Source organism: Neobacillus sp. KR4-4 (genome assembly GCF_042136325.1).
GTDB lineage: Bacteria > Bacillota > Bacilli > Bacillales > Cytobacillaceae > Neobacillus.
The window spans coordinates 108242-123202 of the sequence record NZ_JBHHJU010000009.1 but is presented as its reverse complement, the minus strand read 5'-3'; the positions used below and the strand labels follow the sequence as shown (position 1 = coordinate 123202).

Below are 14961 nucleotides of genomic sequence, written 5' to 3'. Positions count from 1 at the left end.
TTTTCTTCTCTTAGTATATCAAAAAGGAGAACCGCGGTTAGGTTCTCCTCCAAAAGATTATTGATTTGCCACTTCATCGATTATAGCAAGTGTCATTTCTGCCAGCTTATATAATTCTTCCACTGGCATGCGTTCATTGGTCGTATGAATTTCTTCATAGCCAACAGCTAGATTGACAGTTGGAATATTAAAGCCAGCAAATACGTTGGCATCACTGCCGCCGCCGCTATGCTGAAGCTCACAACTACGGCCGATTTTTGCAGCAGCCTTACGAGCCACTTCAACAACATGATCGCCTTCGCCAAATTTAAATCCTGGATACATGACTTCCACATTAACCTCGGCTCTGCCGCCCATTTCTGCTGCCACTGTTTCAAATGCTTCCTTCATTTTGCTTACCTGCGCTTGCATTTTTTCAGGAATCAGAGAACGGGCCTCAGCTAAAATATCCACACGGTCACAAACGATATTGGTTGCTTGACCACCCTCAAAGCGTCCAATGTTAGCCGTTGTTTCGTGATCGATTCTTCCTAACGGCATCCTCGCAATCGATTTTGCTGCAATCGTAATCGCGGAAACACCTTTTTCAGGTGCAACACCTGCATGAGCTGTTTTTCCGTAAATAACGGTTTTTACCTTTGCTTGGGTTGGAGCAGCTACAACTACATTACCAACTAGGCCATCGCTATCCAATGCGTAACCGAATTTCGCTTTCATCAGTGAGGAATCAAGTGCTTTTGCACCGACAAGACCGGACTCTTCCCCAACAGTAATCACGAATTGAATCAGACCATGCGGGATGTTTTGTTCTTTTAACTGCCGGATGGTTTCAAGCATAACAGAAATTCCAGTTTTATCATCGGCACCTAAGATTGTTGTGCCATCCGTAACCACATAGCCGTCTTTTATAGAAGGCTTTACACCTTTAGCTGGTGTAACAGTATCCATATGACAAGTAAAATAAATCGGGTCAACGCCCTCTTTAGTTGCCGCTAGCGTACAAACCAGATTGCCTGCACCGTGCCCTGTCACCGCAGTCGTATCATCTTCAAACACTTCAAGACCAAGTTCTGTAAATTTTTGTTTTAACACCTTGGCAATTTCGGTCTCAAATTTTGTTTCTGAGTCAATTTGCACAAGTTCTAAAAACTCATTTAATAGACGTTCCTGATTAACCATTATATTGAACCTCCAATTATGTACTCATTGTCCAGCTCTAAGCGCCAATGCCGCTTTCGCTTTTCCTATTTTAGTATACCTTTTAATAAAAGTATCATCAAATGATAGAGAGCACATCCAAAAAGGTTAAAAGAGAGTTTAATTACAGCGGGATGTTCCCATGTTTTTTATATGGCCTTGACTCTTTTTTGGTTCTAAGCATTTCTAAGCCTTGGACAATTTTCATTCTAGTTTCGCGTGGGTCAATCACATCATCGACCATTCCTCTGCTCGCTGCCACATAGGGATTGGCAAACTTTTCACGGTATTCATCAATTTTCTGCTGTCTTGTCAGTTCTGGATTCTCACTATTGTTAATTTCCTTCGCAAAAATAATATTAGCGGCTCCTTGAGGTCCCATAACTGCAATTTCAGCATTAGGCCAGGCAAATACCAAATCAGCACCAATTGATTTACTGTTTAACGCAACATAGGCACCGCCATAAGCTTTTCTTAAGATCACTGTTAACTTCGGAACGGTCGCCTCGGAATAAGCAAATAAGATTTTTGCCCCGTGGCGAATGATTCCACCGTGTTCCTGCTTGACTCCAGGGAAGAAGCCTGTCACATCCTCAAAAGTAATGATTGGGATATTAAATGAATCACAGGTTCTGATAAATCGCGCCGCTTTATCAGAAGAATCGATATCCAGGCCGCCAGCCATCACCTTTGGCTGATTACAAACAAGACCTACAGATTCACCTTTAATTCGCGCAAATCCAACCACGATATTTCTAGCAAAATCCTTTTGAACTTCCATGAAACTGCTCTCGTCAACCACTTGCTCGATGACATTGCGGACATCATACGGACGAACCGTATCAAATGGAATAACATCCATTAAATCCGGACGATAATCTTCGTCATCCTTTACCTCAAACCTAGGAGCCTTCTCTTCATTATTCTGCGGAAGATAGCTTAACAGCCTGCGGACGTTTTTTAACACCACTTCTTCTGAATCAGCCTGAAAATGGGCATTTCCACTAATGGAGCTATGGACATTCGCCCCACCCAATTCTTCTGCTGAAATCTTCTCACCTGTCACTGTTTCAATGACTTTAGGTCCAGTAATAAACATTTGACTCGACTTTTCCACCATAAATACAAAATCAGTAATCGCTGGTGAATAGACAGCACCGCCCGCACATGGACCCATAATTACCGAGATTTGCGGAATGACACCGGAATAAATTGCATTTCGGTAAAAAATATGTCCATACCCATCTAATGAGACAACGCCTTCCTGAATACGTGCCCCGCCGGAATCATTTAAACCGACAAAAGGTGCTCCATTTTTCGCTGCTAAATCCATGACATTAGCAATCTTCTTGGCATGCATTTCCCCTAATGCTCCGCCAAAAACAGTGAAATCTTGGGAAAAAAGATAAATAGGCCGACCATTTACTTTTCCGTAACCAGTCACCACTCCGTCCCCTGGCCCCTTTTGCTCATCTAGACCAAAATCATTTGTACGGTGCTCAATGAAAGGATTTAGTTCAAAAAATGTGCCTTTATCTACTAAAAGATCGATTCTTTCCCTAGCAGTCAATTTGCCTTTTTGATGCTGTTTCTCAATTCTCTCATCGCCGCCGCCCAACTCAACCTCACGACGTTTATCATACAACTCATTTATTTTTTCATAGATGTCTATCATTTTACCCCTTCATCCCTTTCTTCTCACAAAGCTCGAATAAAACCCCAGATGTCGATTTTGGATGCATGAAAGCAATATTTGCCCCACCAGCCCCAGGTCTTGGCTGCTCATCAATCATACGTATCCCTTTTTCCTTCATTTCGCGAATTCTTTCTTCAATCGAATCCACCCCAAGGGCAACATGGTGGATTCCCTCACCGCGTTTTTCGATAAATTTGGCAATGGTACTTTCCTCTGAAGTGGGCTCAAGCAGTTCAAGCTTAGTACTTCCTGCCTGTAAAAAGGCAACTCTTACCTTTTGAGTATCCACCTCTTCGATCCCTACCAAAGGCAGATTTAACACATCGGTATAAAAAGAAAGCGTTTTCTCGAGAGACTTCACTGCAATCCCAATATGGTCGACTTTTTTAATCATTTTTACCCCTCTGTTCTAAAAATTAAAATTTATTCGACAATAATCTTATTCGTTAAAAAGTTCATAAATCCTTCCTTAATTACTTAGTTGTTCCGTTGTTCATTTTTGCATTTCCTTGTAGAATATAAGTAAAGTTTCAATCAGTTAAGGGAGGTACCCATTTTGAAAAGTAAGAAAACGAGAAAAATCATTGTTTATTTAATGTTATTTGCTATGCTTGCCTCAACACTACTCATTGGAATTGGTCAATTTCTGTCATAATATAAAAAAAGGGACTGTTTCCATTTGAACAGTCCCTTTTCCTATTTAATTGCTCCATGATCTTTTGCTAGTGTCTCATATGATTTTTTTGAAGAAATAACTAATACTTTTGTTCCTAATGGAATGATCGGATATAGTGAGGTAACCACTTCATTTTGAGTGCGGATACAGCCTTGCGAGACATATTTGCCGATTGAAGCAGGCTGATTCGTTCCATGGATGCCATAGATTCTTCCATCTGTTCCCTTTGCATCAAAGCCAATCCACCTCGCTCCCAGTGGGTTCTTAGGATCTCCTCCAGGGATATTCCCTTTCCGAAAATAAGGTTCTTTGGCCTTTACTGTAATGGTGAAAAGACCTTCAGGTGTCAGCTCTTGTGTTTTTCCCGTTCCGACACTTACAACCGTTTGTACTTTGTTTTCATTAATAAAAGCCATTTCATTTTTACTTTTATTCACAATAAGAAATGGATCACCTGGCATAGGGTTTGGCCCCAAAGGCCAAAGTGGTGACATGAAAAAAGCAATCAGGATTGGCGATAAAATTTTTATCAAAGCAGCCACCTGCCTTTTTTTCCCTAGTTTGCTTCAATCTCCTTCTGTTCATTCACTTTAACCGCTGTTTTTATTCCCTTAAATGAACTTTTAATAATTAGATATTCGTTCATTTCATTTACCAACTGCAGCAGAGCTGCCCTCGTTACAAATTCTTCTCTTGTCTTTGGGAGCTCCATTTCCTCAAATTCCTTTTTCATTTCTCTTAATTTTTCAAGATATATATAAGCTGTATTTCCAGGATGGACATTTTCAGAAAGTTCTTCCAGAAACTCCGCTACCATATGCCCTTGCTTTACCGTCCGGGTAAGGGAAGTGACAATTGGTAAGACACGTTCGATAATTTCAAATTGCTTTTGTCTCATTTTAAAATAATGAAAATATATATTCTCATCTCGTAAAAAATGATTTTCAACATCCTGAAGGGCTATGGCTATCGCTTCATCAAGTAGACGCGCACCAACCGTAATCTCTTTACCATCCCAATTACTATCCCCAGTCCGTAAATAACGTACCATTTCAACGAAGATGATTCTAAAATTCTCCTCAATCTCACTTTGATAATCCTTTAGCTTTTTCTCAACGCTCGGCATATAAAGATTAATAAGTAATGCGACCCCAATACCAATCGTGATTACCCCAAGCTCATTAAGAAAAATGGCCAAGGTTATTTTTTTTGCCATATAAATATGTAAAATAATAACACTGCTTGTCACAATTCCGTCAGGAGCCTTCAACATGACAATCGTCGGGATAAAGAAAAATAACATAATCCCAATTACAATTGGATGATAAGCGATTAGCTCAAAAAAAACGGCAGAAAAAGGCATTGCTAATACACAGGCTAAAAAGCGAGCCCATGCTGTTCTGAACGACCTCCGCTTTGTCACCTGGATACATAATATGGTCAGTATTCCTGCAGAAGCAAAGTTCTGCAGTCCTATTTGCTGAGCAAGTAAAATTGAAATGGCTGTCCCAATAGCTGTTTTAATTGTCCGATATCCAATCCGAAATTTCATAGGTACCTCTCCAAATTATTAAAAAATAGGCTGTGTTAAAGATTAATGTTGATTTTGACACTCTGTTGATTGGAGCGGAAGGCACGAAGACTCCTGCGGGAGTACGGGGCAGGGGAGGACCCCATAGGCGCTAAAAGCGTCGAGGAGGCTCCCCGGCACGCCCGCGGAAAGCGAAGTGCCTGGAACGGAAATCAACAGACAAGTTTAACACAGCAAAAAAATAAAAAGATGATCGTTAAGACCATCTTTAGCATATCCTTATTAAAGCATTCTTTTGCAAGAATGTCTCATATTTAAAGATTGTGATTTTCTACAATACTTTTTCTAAAAAGTCCTTCGCTCTGCTAGTCCGAGGGTTATTAAAGAATTCCTCAGGAGATCCTTCTTCTAGTAGTACCCCATCATCTAGGAAGATTATTCTATCAGAAACTTCGCGCGCAAAACCCATCTCATGGGTAACAATGGCCATGGTCATTCCTGATTGTGCAAGATCCTTCATAACATTAAGTACTTCTTTTACCATTTCAGGGTCAAGTGCGGATGTTGGCTCATCAAATAACATTAACTTCGGTTCCATCGCAAGTGCACGAGCGATCGCTACGCGCTGCTTCTGCCCACCTGATAAATTATTCGGAAAGGCTTTCTCTTTATCAGTAAGACCAACGCGTGCAAGCAATTCCCGGGCTTTTTTCTCAGCAAGTTCCCGCGATTCGCCTTTTACTTTCATCGGCGCATAAGTTAAGTTATCCAAAACCGACAGATGTGGAAATAAATAAAAGTGTTGAAAAACCATGCCGATTTGTTCACGGGCTTTCATGATATTCGTTTTGCTATCGGTAAGCTCTTGATTATTAATCCAAACTTTCCCTTTGGTTGGTGTCTCTAATAAATTTAAGCAGCGAAGAAAGGTAGATTTACCAGAACCCGAAGGCCCAATAATCGAGACAACTTCTCCACTATCAATATTTGTTGAAATATTTTTTAATACTTCGTGATTACCGAACTGCTTATAGAGGTTTTCCACTTTAATCACTGTACTTCAGCCTCCGTTCAAACCGTTTACCTGCCAAAGTCAGCACCATTACTAAAATCCAATAGATAAAACCGACAAAAATTAGTGGTTCAAAATTTCGATACGTATCCGCTCCAACAACCTGCGCACGGCGCATCAAGTCTAAATAACCAATCGTCGAGACGATGGCTGATTCTTTGGTTAAGGTTATAAATTCATTCATAAGTGCAGGTAAAATATTTTTTAGTGCTTGTGGTAATATCAAGTCCTTCATCATAAGACGATAAGGAACTCCTAATGCTTGGGCTGCTTCGGTCTGACCTTTATCAACTGCTTGAATTCCGGCTCTGATAATCTCTGAAACATATGCTGATGAATTTAAGCCAAACGCAAGGATGGATGATAAAAATGGCGAAATGTCATAACCCGTTAATTGCGGAATGGCAAAGTAGATTAACATCAATTGTAAAATTAATGGTGTCCCGCGAAAAATAGATGTATATAGATCCCCAAACCAATTTAATCCTTTAATTCGTGATATTTTACATAGAGCTAAAATTGTTCCAAGAATAAAACCTAATATAATAGAAATAATAACAAATTTTAATGTAACCCATATTCCCTCTAAAATAAAAGGAATATAAGGCACAATTTGGCTAAAATCCAAATTCATGCCTTACACCTCACTTTATAATTTTCTTTGCAGCACTAGTCTTGTTGAAATTAAGTTTATGCTTATTGCTGGTCTTTTAACCACTTGTCCTTTAATTCTTGAAGTTTTCCATTTTCTTCTAAGTCTTTAAGAACTCTATTTACTTTTTCAGTTAAGTCACTGCCTTTAGGGAAAGCAACAGCCATTCCTGGAGAGCTTGTTGTCGGATCATCAAATCCGGCTAAACCTTGTTCCTTGATATATCCTGTTGCAACAGATTTATCCATATAAGCAACCTGGATTCGATTTGATAATAGTTCTTGAATTAAAGTTGTTGCATTATCTAATGGCTTTAGTGTAAAATCAACCTTTTTTTGAAGAGTTTTTGCACCCTCTTCTTGAATGGTTCCCAACTGTACTCCAACTGTTTTTCCTTTAAGATCATCAATTGTTTTAATTTTAGAATCTTTTAGCGTGATAAACATCTCACCTGAATGGTTATATGCTGTTGAGAAATCAACATTTTGCTTACGCTTTTCAGTTGCAGACATACCAGCAAGTACCATGTCCACACGTTTTGCCTGTAATGCACCGATTAACCCATCAAACTTCATGTCTTTTATGTCTAGTGTGTAACCTAATTCTTTAGCAATGGCATTAGCTAAATCAATATCAAAGCCCTCGACCTTACCTGATGGGTCTCTTGATTCAAATGGAGCAAAATCTGCTGAAGTAGCCATCGTTAATACTTTCTTATCAGCTGTTTTTTCTCCATTTGCCCCATCTTTATTGCTCTGACCGCAAGCAGCCAAAGCCACTAATGTTAAAATCATCGTAAAAAATAATACTGTTTTTTTCATGATTTATCCTCCTATGATATGTAATATCTGCTTTCTCTGATTTGAATTTTTATTCAACAAAACGAATATTAACACATAGAATTTATTTTGAAAAGATATTTTTCTAATATAAAAATATTCTAAAGATTCTGCACCTAATGATATTAAAATAATATTAATATACATATAAAAAAGCACCTCAATGAGACGAGATGCTTTTAAAAATAAAGTTAACTTAATACTGTTTGACTAAATTCATTTTTCATTTTTTCCAATGCTTCTTTGTTAGTTATTAAATCATATCCAGTTAAAGCAAGGGCCAAAGCTCCTCTTGAAAGAATCTCGTGGGTGTTATCGGTGATGGTTAAGTCAGCAAACTCCCTTGTGTGAGCAATTAATCCAGGTGAATCAAGACCAATATAAGGATGAATGGCTGGCACAACATGACTGACATTTCCCATATCTATGGAACCGTATGAGTCTTTCGCTTTCTTTACTTGCTTCACACCGGTAGTTAACAGATTGGCAGTAAATAGCTGGGAAAGTGTTTGATTGGTCACCATATTATCATAGCTAAGTTCATAATTTTCGATGTGAACCTCTGCCCCTGTCATCGAAGATGCCCCTTTTGCAATACCAATTACCTTTTGAACCACTTCATTTAGATAGCTGCGATCCTTGGCACGAACATAAAACTGTGCTACGGCTTTATCTGGGACAATATTCGCTGCTACTCCACCTTCTTTAATAATTCCATGGATTCTAACATCTGAAGTCACATGTTGACGGAGCGCGTTGATCCCATTAAATAATTGAATGACTGCATCAAGTGCATTAATTCCCATCTCTGGGGAAGCCGCCGCATGACTGGTCCTGCCTCGGAAATCGAACTGAATCGCATCCATTGCTAGAGATTCACCACTTTCATAGGATTCATCAGCAGGATGTAAAATCATTGCAGCATCGATATCATTAAAAATGCCCTGTTCAGCCATCGGTACTTTGGCACCATTTGTTTCTTCAGCGGGTGTTCCTAAGACAACCACACGTCCTCCAATTTCATCTACCACTTTACTTAAAGTCACTCCAGCCCCAGCACTCATGGTTCCTATCAAATTATGGCCGCAACCATGCCCAACCTCAGGTAACGCGTCATATTCAGATAAATATGCAATTGTTGGTCCATCCTTTTTGCTATCATAAACAGCTTTAAACGATGTCGGCCTGCCAACAATTCCCTTTTCAACGACAAAATTATGTTCTTCTAGGAACTCTATTAACCGTTTACTAGATTCAAATTCTTGATCACCTAATTCAGGATGATAGTATAGTGTATCACTTATCTCCCATAATCTATTTTGAATTTTTTCTAAATAATTTTTTAATACATCCTTCATGATGAAATGCTCCTCTTTATTATGATTAAAATTGCGAAATAATTAATAAATATACATTAAAAAATTCATTTCGACAAGAAAAAAAGCCAAATCTTATGATATGGCTCTTTTCGTATTCATTTATTATACCTCTTCACAATGTTGATCAAATTCATTTTGAAGTTTAGATACAACGGTTGCAGGGTCATAGCCCTCTATTTGATGTCTTTCCACCATTGATATAATCTTACCGTCCTTTAAAAGGGCAAATGAGGGTGAGGATGGTGGATAACCAGTGAAATAGCTTCTAGCCTTTTCAGTTGCTTCCTTATCCTGTCCTGCAAAAACAGTGACAAGATGATCAGGGCGCTTATCATAATGCAGGGCATGTGCTGCTGCTGGACGCGCCACGCCTCCAGCGCAACCACATACGGAATTAATCATGACTAAAGTAGTCCCTTTTTGATCAAGTGCTGCTTCCACTTCCTCAGGTGTTGTCAATTCTTTATATCCGGCAGACACGATTTCTTGTCGTGCCTGTTTCACAACATCATTCATAAAGAAATTAAAATCCATGCTCATTAAGTTCACTCCTTAGATTTATGACTATACTTACATTTAACAGTAAAAATATGTTTTTTTCAAATGAAGCATCTTAATACTTTAGAAGAATTTAATGACCGCTTCACTTTTATTTCCAATAAATAGTAAATAACTCATCTACAGCTGTAGCCACTGTCTTTTCTCCAGCAATTACTTCATTTTCTAAAGTAGATAGGGCACTTTTCACTCCAATATGATGAAAGAAATGAAATTGAAGTTGGTCAGTAATCATCGAATAGAGCCATTCCTTCGCCTGAATTCTTCTTCTTTCAACTAGCACACCTGATGTTTTACCTTTTTGCTCAAAAGACTGTATGACATTCCATACCTCACTTATCCCCTCTTGAGTCAACGAAGAACACGTATAAGCTTTAGTAGCCCAGCCCTTTGTGGCTGGATGAAGAAAATGAAGGATACGGTTATACTCTTTTCTCGTCTGCTCAGCGATCGGTTTGTTCTCCCCATCTGCTTTATGAACTAGGACGGCATCAGCCAATTCCATAATCCCTTTCTTCATCCCTTGCAATTCGTCGCCCGCACCGGTAAGAACTAACAGCATGAAAAAGTCTACCATATCTCTAATAATTACTTCACTTTGCCCAACCCCGACAGTTTCGATTAAGATGACATCAAAACCGGCTGCCTCACAAATTAACATCGCCTCTCTCGTCTTCCGATGAACCCCGCCTAGTTTTCCTGCAGTTGGAGAAGGACGGATAAAGGCGCGAGGGTTCCTTGCTAAATGCTCCATCCTTGTCTTGTCACCAAGAATACTTCCACCGCTTATGCTTGAGCTTGGGTCAATGGCTAATACGGCTACTCGATGTCCTAAGCTGCAAAGGTACGTACCAAAGGTCTCAATAAAAGTACTTTTCCCTGCACCCGGGACACCAGTTATTCCAATTCGAATAGCTTGACCACTTTTAGGCAGGAGTTTCTGCAGGAGTTGCTGTGCTTTTTGAAAATGCTGCTTTGCATTGCTCTCAACAAGCGTAATCGCCCTAGCTAAAAGACTCCTATCACCCCTTATTACTCCTTCATAAAGCTCCTCCACCGTCGGTTCAGAATTTCTCCGCTTTTGAAAACGGATATTTGGTTGGATGGATACCGTTTGTTCTTCAAGCTCCTGACCTTTTCTTATCACACTTGAACAATTATCTGGTTGGTTTGGATCGCTCCATTCAGGCTTTTGGTCAAGAGTCATTATTGTGACACTTCCTCATAACCGAGTTTGTAATAAATCTCTTTGATTACTTTTTGTGCGGCAACTGGAATAATCGTCCCCGGTCCAAAAATAGCTGAAGCACCGTGGTCATATAAAAATTGATAATCCTGCGCCGGAATGACCCCTCCAATCACGACCAAAATATCATCTCTGCCGAGTTTATTTAATTCCTCGACTAATTGCGGGAGAAGCGTCTTATGACCTGCGGCAAGCGAACTTATCCCAATCACATGAACATCGTTTTCAACCGCTTGCAGCGCTGTTTCTGCTGGAGTTTGAAATAAAGGCCCAATATCGACATCAAAGCCAAGGTCAGCGAAGGCCGTAGCAATAACTTTGGCACCTCTGTCGTGGCCATCCTGACCCATTTTGGCAATCAGGATTCTTGGTCTTCTGCCTTCATTTTCTAAGAATTCATCCGTCATTTTTTTCACTGCATCGATTTCTTCTTCATTGCTAAAAGCTGTGCTATAAACGCCGCTGATCGAACGAATTACTGCCTTATGTCTGCTAGCCACTTGTTCAATTGCATCGGAAATTTCTCCAAGTGTGGCTCTCGCCCTTGCTGCTTGGACAGCCAATTCTAATAAATTCTGTACACCCTTTTCCGCCGCATTCGTTAATGCAGTAAGCGATTCTTTTACTTTCTTCTCATCTCGATCAGCTTTTAATGTATTTAATTTTTCAATTTGTTTTAAACGAACTGCTGTATTATCGATATCCAAAATATCAATCGCTTCTTCCTTTTCTAGTCGATAGCGATTGACACCGATAATTGTTTCCTTCCCAGAATCGATTTGTGCCTGTCTTCTGGCTGCAGCTTCTTCAATTCTCATCTTTGGAAGGCCAGTTTCAATTGCCTTGGCCATACCACCTAGATTTTCAATTTCTTCAATGTGTGACCAAGCTCTATTAACCAATTTATCGGTTAATTTTTCAACATAGTAAGAACCTGCCCAGGGATCGATGACATTAGTAATCCCCGTCTCCTCTTGCAAAAATAATTGTGTGTTACGGGCAATCCGTGCAGAAAAATCGGTTGGCAGTGCGATTGCTTCATCCAAGGCATTCGTATGCAATGATTGGGTATGTCCCATTGCAGCAGCATGTGCTTCTATCAAGGTACGAGTGACATTATTAAATGGATCTTGCTCAGTCAAACTCCAGCCGGATGTTTGCGAATGTGTCCGTAACGCTAATGATTTTTCGTTTTTTGGAGAAAATGATTTCATCATTTTTGCCCAAATCAATCGAGCAGCGCGCATTTTAGCTACTTCCATGAAGTAATTCATCCCAATTGCCCAGAAAAAGGACAATCTTGGTGCAAATGAGTCGATATCAATACCTGCCTTAAGACCTGTACGTACATATTCCAAACCATCTGCAAGAGTGTATGCCAGCTCTAAATCAGCTGGTGCTCCCGCCTCCTGCATATGATAACCGGAAATACTAATACTATTAAACTTTGGCATGTGTTTGGACGTATATTCAAAGATATCTGCTATTATTTTCATAGACATTTCAGGTGGATATATATAGGTATTTCGAACCATATATTCTTTTAAAATATCATTTTGAATGGTACCAGCCAGTTTCTCCTGACTTACACCTTGTTCTTCAGCAGTCACGATGAAAAAGGCAAGGATCGGCAGAACTGCCCCGTTCATGGTCATTGATACAGACATCTGGTCTAATGGTATTCCCTCAAACAATGTCTTCATATCAAGAATGGAATCGATCGCAACACCTGCTTTACCGACATCACCAACTACTCGTGGATGATCGGAGTCATAGCCGCGATGTGTGGCTAAATCAAAAGCAACAGATAATCCCTTTTGTCCCATTGCTAGGTTTCTGCGATAGAATGCATTGCTTTCCTCAGCTGTTGAAAAACCTGCATATTGTCTAACTGTCCATGGTCGGTTGACATACATGGTTGGATACGGACCTCTTGTATAAGGAGGGAGCCCGGGAAGATCATCAATATGCGGAAGATCATTACGATCCTCTTTTGTATAAAGCGGTTTCAGACTGATTTGTTCATTCGTCTCAAACAGTAAATCATCGATCGCACCATTTATTTCTTGATCGACTTTTTGCTGCCACTCTTCTTTGGTAATAAATTTCTGTTCGTCAAATAAGGATATATTTTGAAAATCAGGCTTTTGTTTCTTCAACCTTACCCACCTCCAACTCACTTAGAATGGACAACAGCGTTTCATAGCAATTGCTTTTCATATGGATAAACTGCTTAATACCTTCGTCCATCCATAGATCCTGTTTTTCTTTTTCTGGCAGTCCAGCTAAGTAAAAAGACCGCTCAGGATATTCAGTTTTAAGAATCTTTAGAATGTCATGTCCAATTATTTCATATTGATCATTCGTTCCGCATAAGCAATAGTGACTTGCAGGATGTTCTAATACGAATTGTCTGGCATTCTCAACAGTTATAACGGAATTACTTATAAGTGCTTCCAAACCTCCGGCTGCGAGAAACCCCTTCATAAAATCAAGCCTTGCTTTATGCTGTTTTAGTCCCCCGAGACAAATCATACCTACAGTGGGCTTAGATCCTACTTTTCCTTCGAGATTTGCTGACTTTTTTCGTAATTCTTCGAATGGTTCTGCCAATCTACGATTTGGAATAGCCTCAATATTTATTAATGAGTTTTCATCATTTGCAAAATATGAATTTTTCTCTGGCAGGTTTTTATATGTAACCACTTCATCAAGATTTGCGTAGACATTTGTTCCCACAATACTTTTCCTTCTTGTTTGGATATCATGGATCTTTTTTTCAGAGACCGCTGTAATTTCTTGTTGCAGCCATTTGGATTTTAGTACTTCTAATATGCCTCCATGTCCGTCAATATGTTTAAAAAATCCCCAAGCTTTTTCGGCAAGTTCATTGGTTAGATGCTCCACATACCAAGAACCTCCTGCAGGATCAATAACCTTTTGGAGATGTGCTTCTTCTTTCAAAAGCAATTGAGTATTTCTAGCAATTCTATCCGAAATCGACGTGACACATGTGAGTTCATCGAAAGGACTCACATGCAGGTATTGAATGCCCCCAACCACGGCCGCAAAAGCTTCATTTCCAGCCCTTAGGAGGTTAACATATGGGTCATGTATAGTTTTTGTGTAAGTGGAAGTTTCAACAGAAATATTCATCCTGGAACTATCTTCATTCGCTCCATAAACACTGCTCACACGGCTCCATAGAACTCGGGCAGCTCGAAGCTTAGCGATTTCCATGAAAAAATTGCTGCCAATGGAGAATTGGAAAATCATTTTTGTAAAAATTGTATCTAAATCCATGCCTGCATCCTGAAGATGTTCGAGATAGAATATCCCCTCAGCTATTGCAATTCCCAGTTCTTGAGCTGCACTTGCACCACCATTATGATAGGCACTAGTATCAATTAGAATTGTACGTAAATTAGGAAACTTTACAGCCGATTTACTAATGTTTTTATCCCAGTCTTTTAGAAATGCTTCTGAAATAGCTCCTTCTTTAGCAAAAATGGCAACTGGATCTGAACCAATGTATCCACTGATTTTTTCTCCAGCATCTTCTTGTTCTACTATACCTTCTAATTCAGATAGAAAAGTGGATTGTAATTCTTTAGCGTCGATTGAAAATGGATATCTCTTATATGAATCTCCTAAAACTTTTACTAGGTTTTGCTTCCCACTTAGGAGACTTTTCGAGACATAAAATGAAATGGCTGTTTGTCCTTTTATAAATGCTTGTTTGAGTTTCGCCTGCAGATCTTCCACCGATTGAAAGGATAGTCTTTGGGCAACCTTCCAATCATTTGTCAGATAACCTAATGGATAGATCCCTCTTCTAAAATCCGAACCTCCTGGGTATTCCGGTACCTGACACTCATCTTGACGGGTATAAAGCGGTTTCAAAATAATGTTTTCATATGTAGTAGTTTGTAAAGATTCAACCGATTTTCCTTTTAAGGATTGCTCTGCCTTTTCTGTCCATGCTTGTTCTGATATTGAAGGAAAAGACTGGTTCTTTAAATTATTCAAACTTCTCATCCCCCTCTCGACTCAATTGAATTAAAATTCAAATAATTCTACCTACAACTATTTTATGGCACAAACACATTTCAAGC

14 protein-coding genes are annotated in these 14961 nt (G+C 39.4%); 1 reads left to right on the top strand and 13 read right to left on the bottom strand.

What is annotated here, in order from left to right; all coding sequences use genetic code 11:
* Positions 1 to 57 precede the first annotated feature (57 nt).
* The 3 genes from ACE198_RS11700 to mce form a co-directional block, all read right to left on the bottom strand.
* A complete protein-coding gene (locus tag ACE198_RS11700; protein ID WP_375375674.1) occupies positions 58 to 1179 on the bottom strand; it encodes a tripeptidase T in 1122 nt (373 codons plus the stop codon).
* A gap of 142 nt (positions 1180 to 1321) precedes the next feature.
* Positions 1322 to 2872 carry an acyl-CoA carboxylase subunit beta gene (locus ACE198_RS11695; RefSeq protein WP_375375673.1) on the bottom strand — a complete coding sequence of 517 codons (1551 nt, stop codon included), beginning with the start codon at positions 2870 to 2872 and terminating at the stop codon, positions 1322 to 1324.
* A 1-nt stretch (position 2873) separates the two neighbouring features.
* Positions 2874 to 3287, bottom strand: a complete 414-nt coding sequence (gene mce / locus ACE198_RS11690; protein WP_375375672.1) for a methylmalonyl-CoA epimerase — start codon at positions 3285 to 3287, stop codon at positions 2874 to 2876.
* 162 nt (positions 3288 to 3449) lie between these two features.
* Here mce and prli42 point away from each other — a divergent pair, with 162 nt between their 5' ends.
* A complete protein-coding gene (prli42, locus tag ACE198_RS11685) occupies positions 3450 to 3548 on the top strand; it encodes a stressosome-associated protein Prli42 (RefSeq protein ID WP_155928433.1) in 99 nt (32 codons plus the stop codon).
* A gap of 41 nt (positions 3549 to 3589) precedes the next feature.
* Here the strand turns inward: prli42 and ACE198_RS11680 are convergent, their stop codons facing one another.
* The 10 genes from ACE198_RS11680 to ACE198_RS11635 all read right to left on the bottom strand — a co-directional run bounded on the left by ACE198_RS11680 (position 3590) and on the right by ACE198_RS11635 (position 14884).
* Positions 3590 to 4102, bottom strand: a complete 513-nt coding sequence (locus ACE198_RS11680; RefSeq protein WP_257148538.1) for a L,D-transpeptidase — start codon at positions 4100 to 4102, stop codon at positions 3590 to 3592.
* A 23-nt stretch (positions 4103 to 4125) separates the two neighbouring features.
* Positions 4126 to 5121 (bottom strand): aromatic acid exporter family protein, encoded by a 996-nt coding sequence (locus ACE198_RS11675; RefSeq protein WP_375375671.1) that lies wholly within the window; start codon positions 5119 to 5121, stop codon positions 4126 to 4128.
* Between the two features lie 310 nt (positions 5122 to 5431).
* Positions 5432 to 6154, bottom strand: coding sequence for an amino acid ABC transporter ATP-binding protein (locus tag ACE198_RS11670; RefSeq protein ID WP_251457127.1), 723 nt, complete (start codon positions 6152 to 6154; stop codon positions 5432 to 5434).
* Positions 6147 to 6806, bottom strand: coding sequence for an amino acid ABC transporter permease (locus ACE198_RS11665; protein WP_098574896.1), 660 nt, complete (start codon positions 6804 to 6806; stop codon positions 6147 to 6149). Before ACE198_RS11665 ends, ACE198_RS11670 begins: the two co-directional genes overlap by 8 nt.
* Positions 6807 to 6868: 62 nt before the next feature.
* Positions 6869 to 7645, bottom strand: a complete 777-nt coding sequence (locus ACE198_RS11660) for an ABC transporter substrate-binding protein (protein WP_375375670.1) — start codon at positions 7643 to 7645, stop codon at positions 6869 to 6871.
* 209 nt (positions 7646 to 7854) lie between these two features.
* Complete coding sequence (locus ACE198_RS11655) at positions 7855 to 9021, bottom strand: M20 family metallopeptidase (RefSeq protein WP_098574898.1); 1167 nt, start codon at positions 9019 to 9021, stop codon at positions 7855 to 7857.
* 123 nt (positions 9022 to 9144) lie between these two features.
* On the bottom strand, positions 9145 to 9582 hold the full coding sequence (locus ACE198_RS11650; protein WP_098574899.1) for a BrxA/BrxB family bacilliredoxin: 438 nt from the start codon (positions 9580 to 9582) through the stop codon (positions 9145 to 9147).
* 109 nt (positions 9583 to 9691) lie between these two features.
* The gene (gene meaB / locus ACE198_RS11645; protein WP_375375669.1) at positions 9692 to 10807 is read right to left on the bottom strand and encodes a methylmalonyl Co-A mutase-associated GTPase MeaB; all 1116 of its coding nucleotides are present in this window, start codon (positions 10805 to 10807) and stop codon (positions 9692 to 9694) included.
* A complete protein-coding gene (scpA, locus tag ACE198_RS11640) occupies positions 10807 to 13005 on the bottom strand; it encodes a methylmalonyl-CoA mutase (RefSeq protein ID WP_375375668.1) in 2199 nt (732 codons plus the stop codon). The genes meaB and scpA overlap by 1 nt, the downstream gene beginning before the upstream one ends.
* Entirely contained in the window at positions 12986 to 14884 is a 1899-nt protein-coding gene (locus ACE198_RS11635; RefSeq protein WP_375375667.1) for a methylmalonyl-CoA mutase family protein, read from the bottom strand. The genes scpA and ACE198_RS11635 overlap by 20 nt, the downstream gene beginning before the upstream one ends.
* Between the last annotated feature and the right edge of the window lie 77 nt (positions 14885 to 14961).

Bases quoted from the DNA above. Each gene is read 5' to 3' on its own strand.
- ACE198_RS11700 (WP_375375674.1), bottom strand. From the start codon at position 1,179: ATGGTTAATCAGGAACGTCTATTAAATGAGTTTTTAGAACTTGTGCAA.
- ACE198_RS11695 (WP_375375673.1), bottom strand. From the start codon at position 2,872: ATGATAGACATCTATGAAAAAATAAATGAGTTGTATGATAAACGTCGT.
- mce (WP_375375672.1), bottom strand. From the start codon at position 3,287: ATGATTAAAAAAGTCGACCATATTGGGATTGCAGTGAAGTCTCTCGAG.
- ACE198_RS11675 (WP_375375671.1), bottom strand. From the start codon at position 5,121: ATGAAATTTCGGATTGGATATCGGACAATTAAAACAGCTATTGGGACA.
- ACE198_RS11665 (WP_098574896.1), bottom strand. From the start codon at position 6,806: ATGAATTTGGATTTTAGCCAAATTGTGCCTTATATTCCTTTTATTTTA.
- ACE198_RS11660 (WP_375375670.1), bottom strand. From the start codon at position 7,645: ATGAAAAAAACAGTATTATTTTTTACGATGATTTTAACATTAGTGGCT.
- ACE198_RS11655 (WP_098574898.1), bottom strand. From the start codon at position 9,021: ATGAAGGATGTATTAAAAAATTATTTAGAAAAAATTCAAAATAGATTA.
- ACE198_RS11650 (WP_098574899.1), bottom strand. From the start codon at position 9,582: ATGAGCATGGATTTTAATTTCTTTATGAATGATGTTGTGAAACAGGCA.
- meaB (WP_375375669.1), bottom strand. From the start codon at position 10,807: ATGACTCTTGACCAAAAGCCTGAATGGAGCGATCCAAACCAACCAGAT.
- ACE198_RS11635 (WP_375375667.1), bottom strand. From the start codon at position 14,884: ATGAGAAGTTTGAATAATTTAAAGAACCAGTCTTTTCCTTCAATATCA.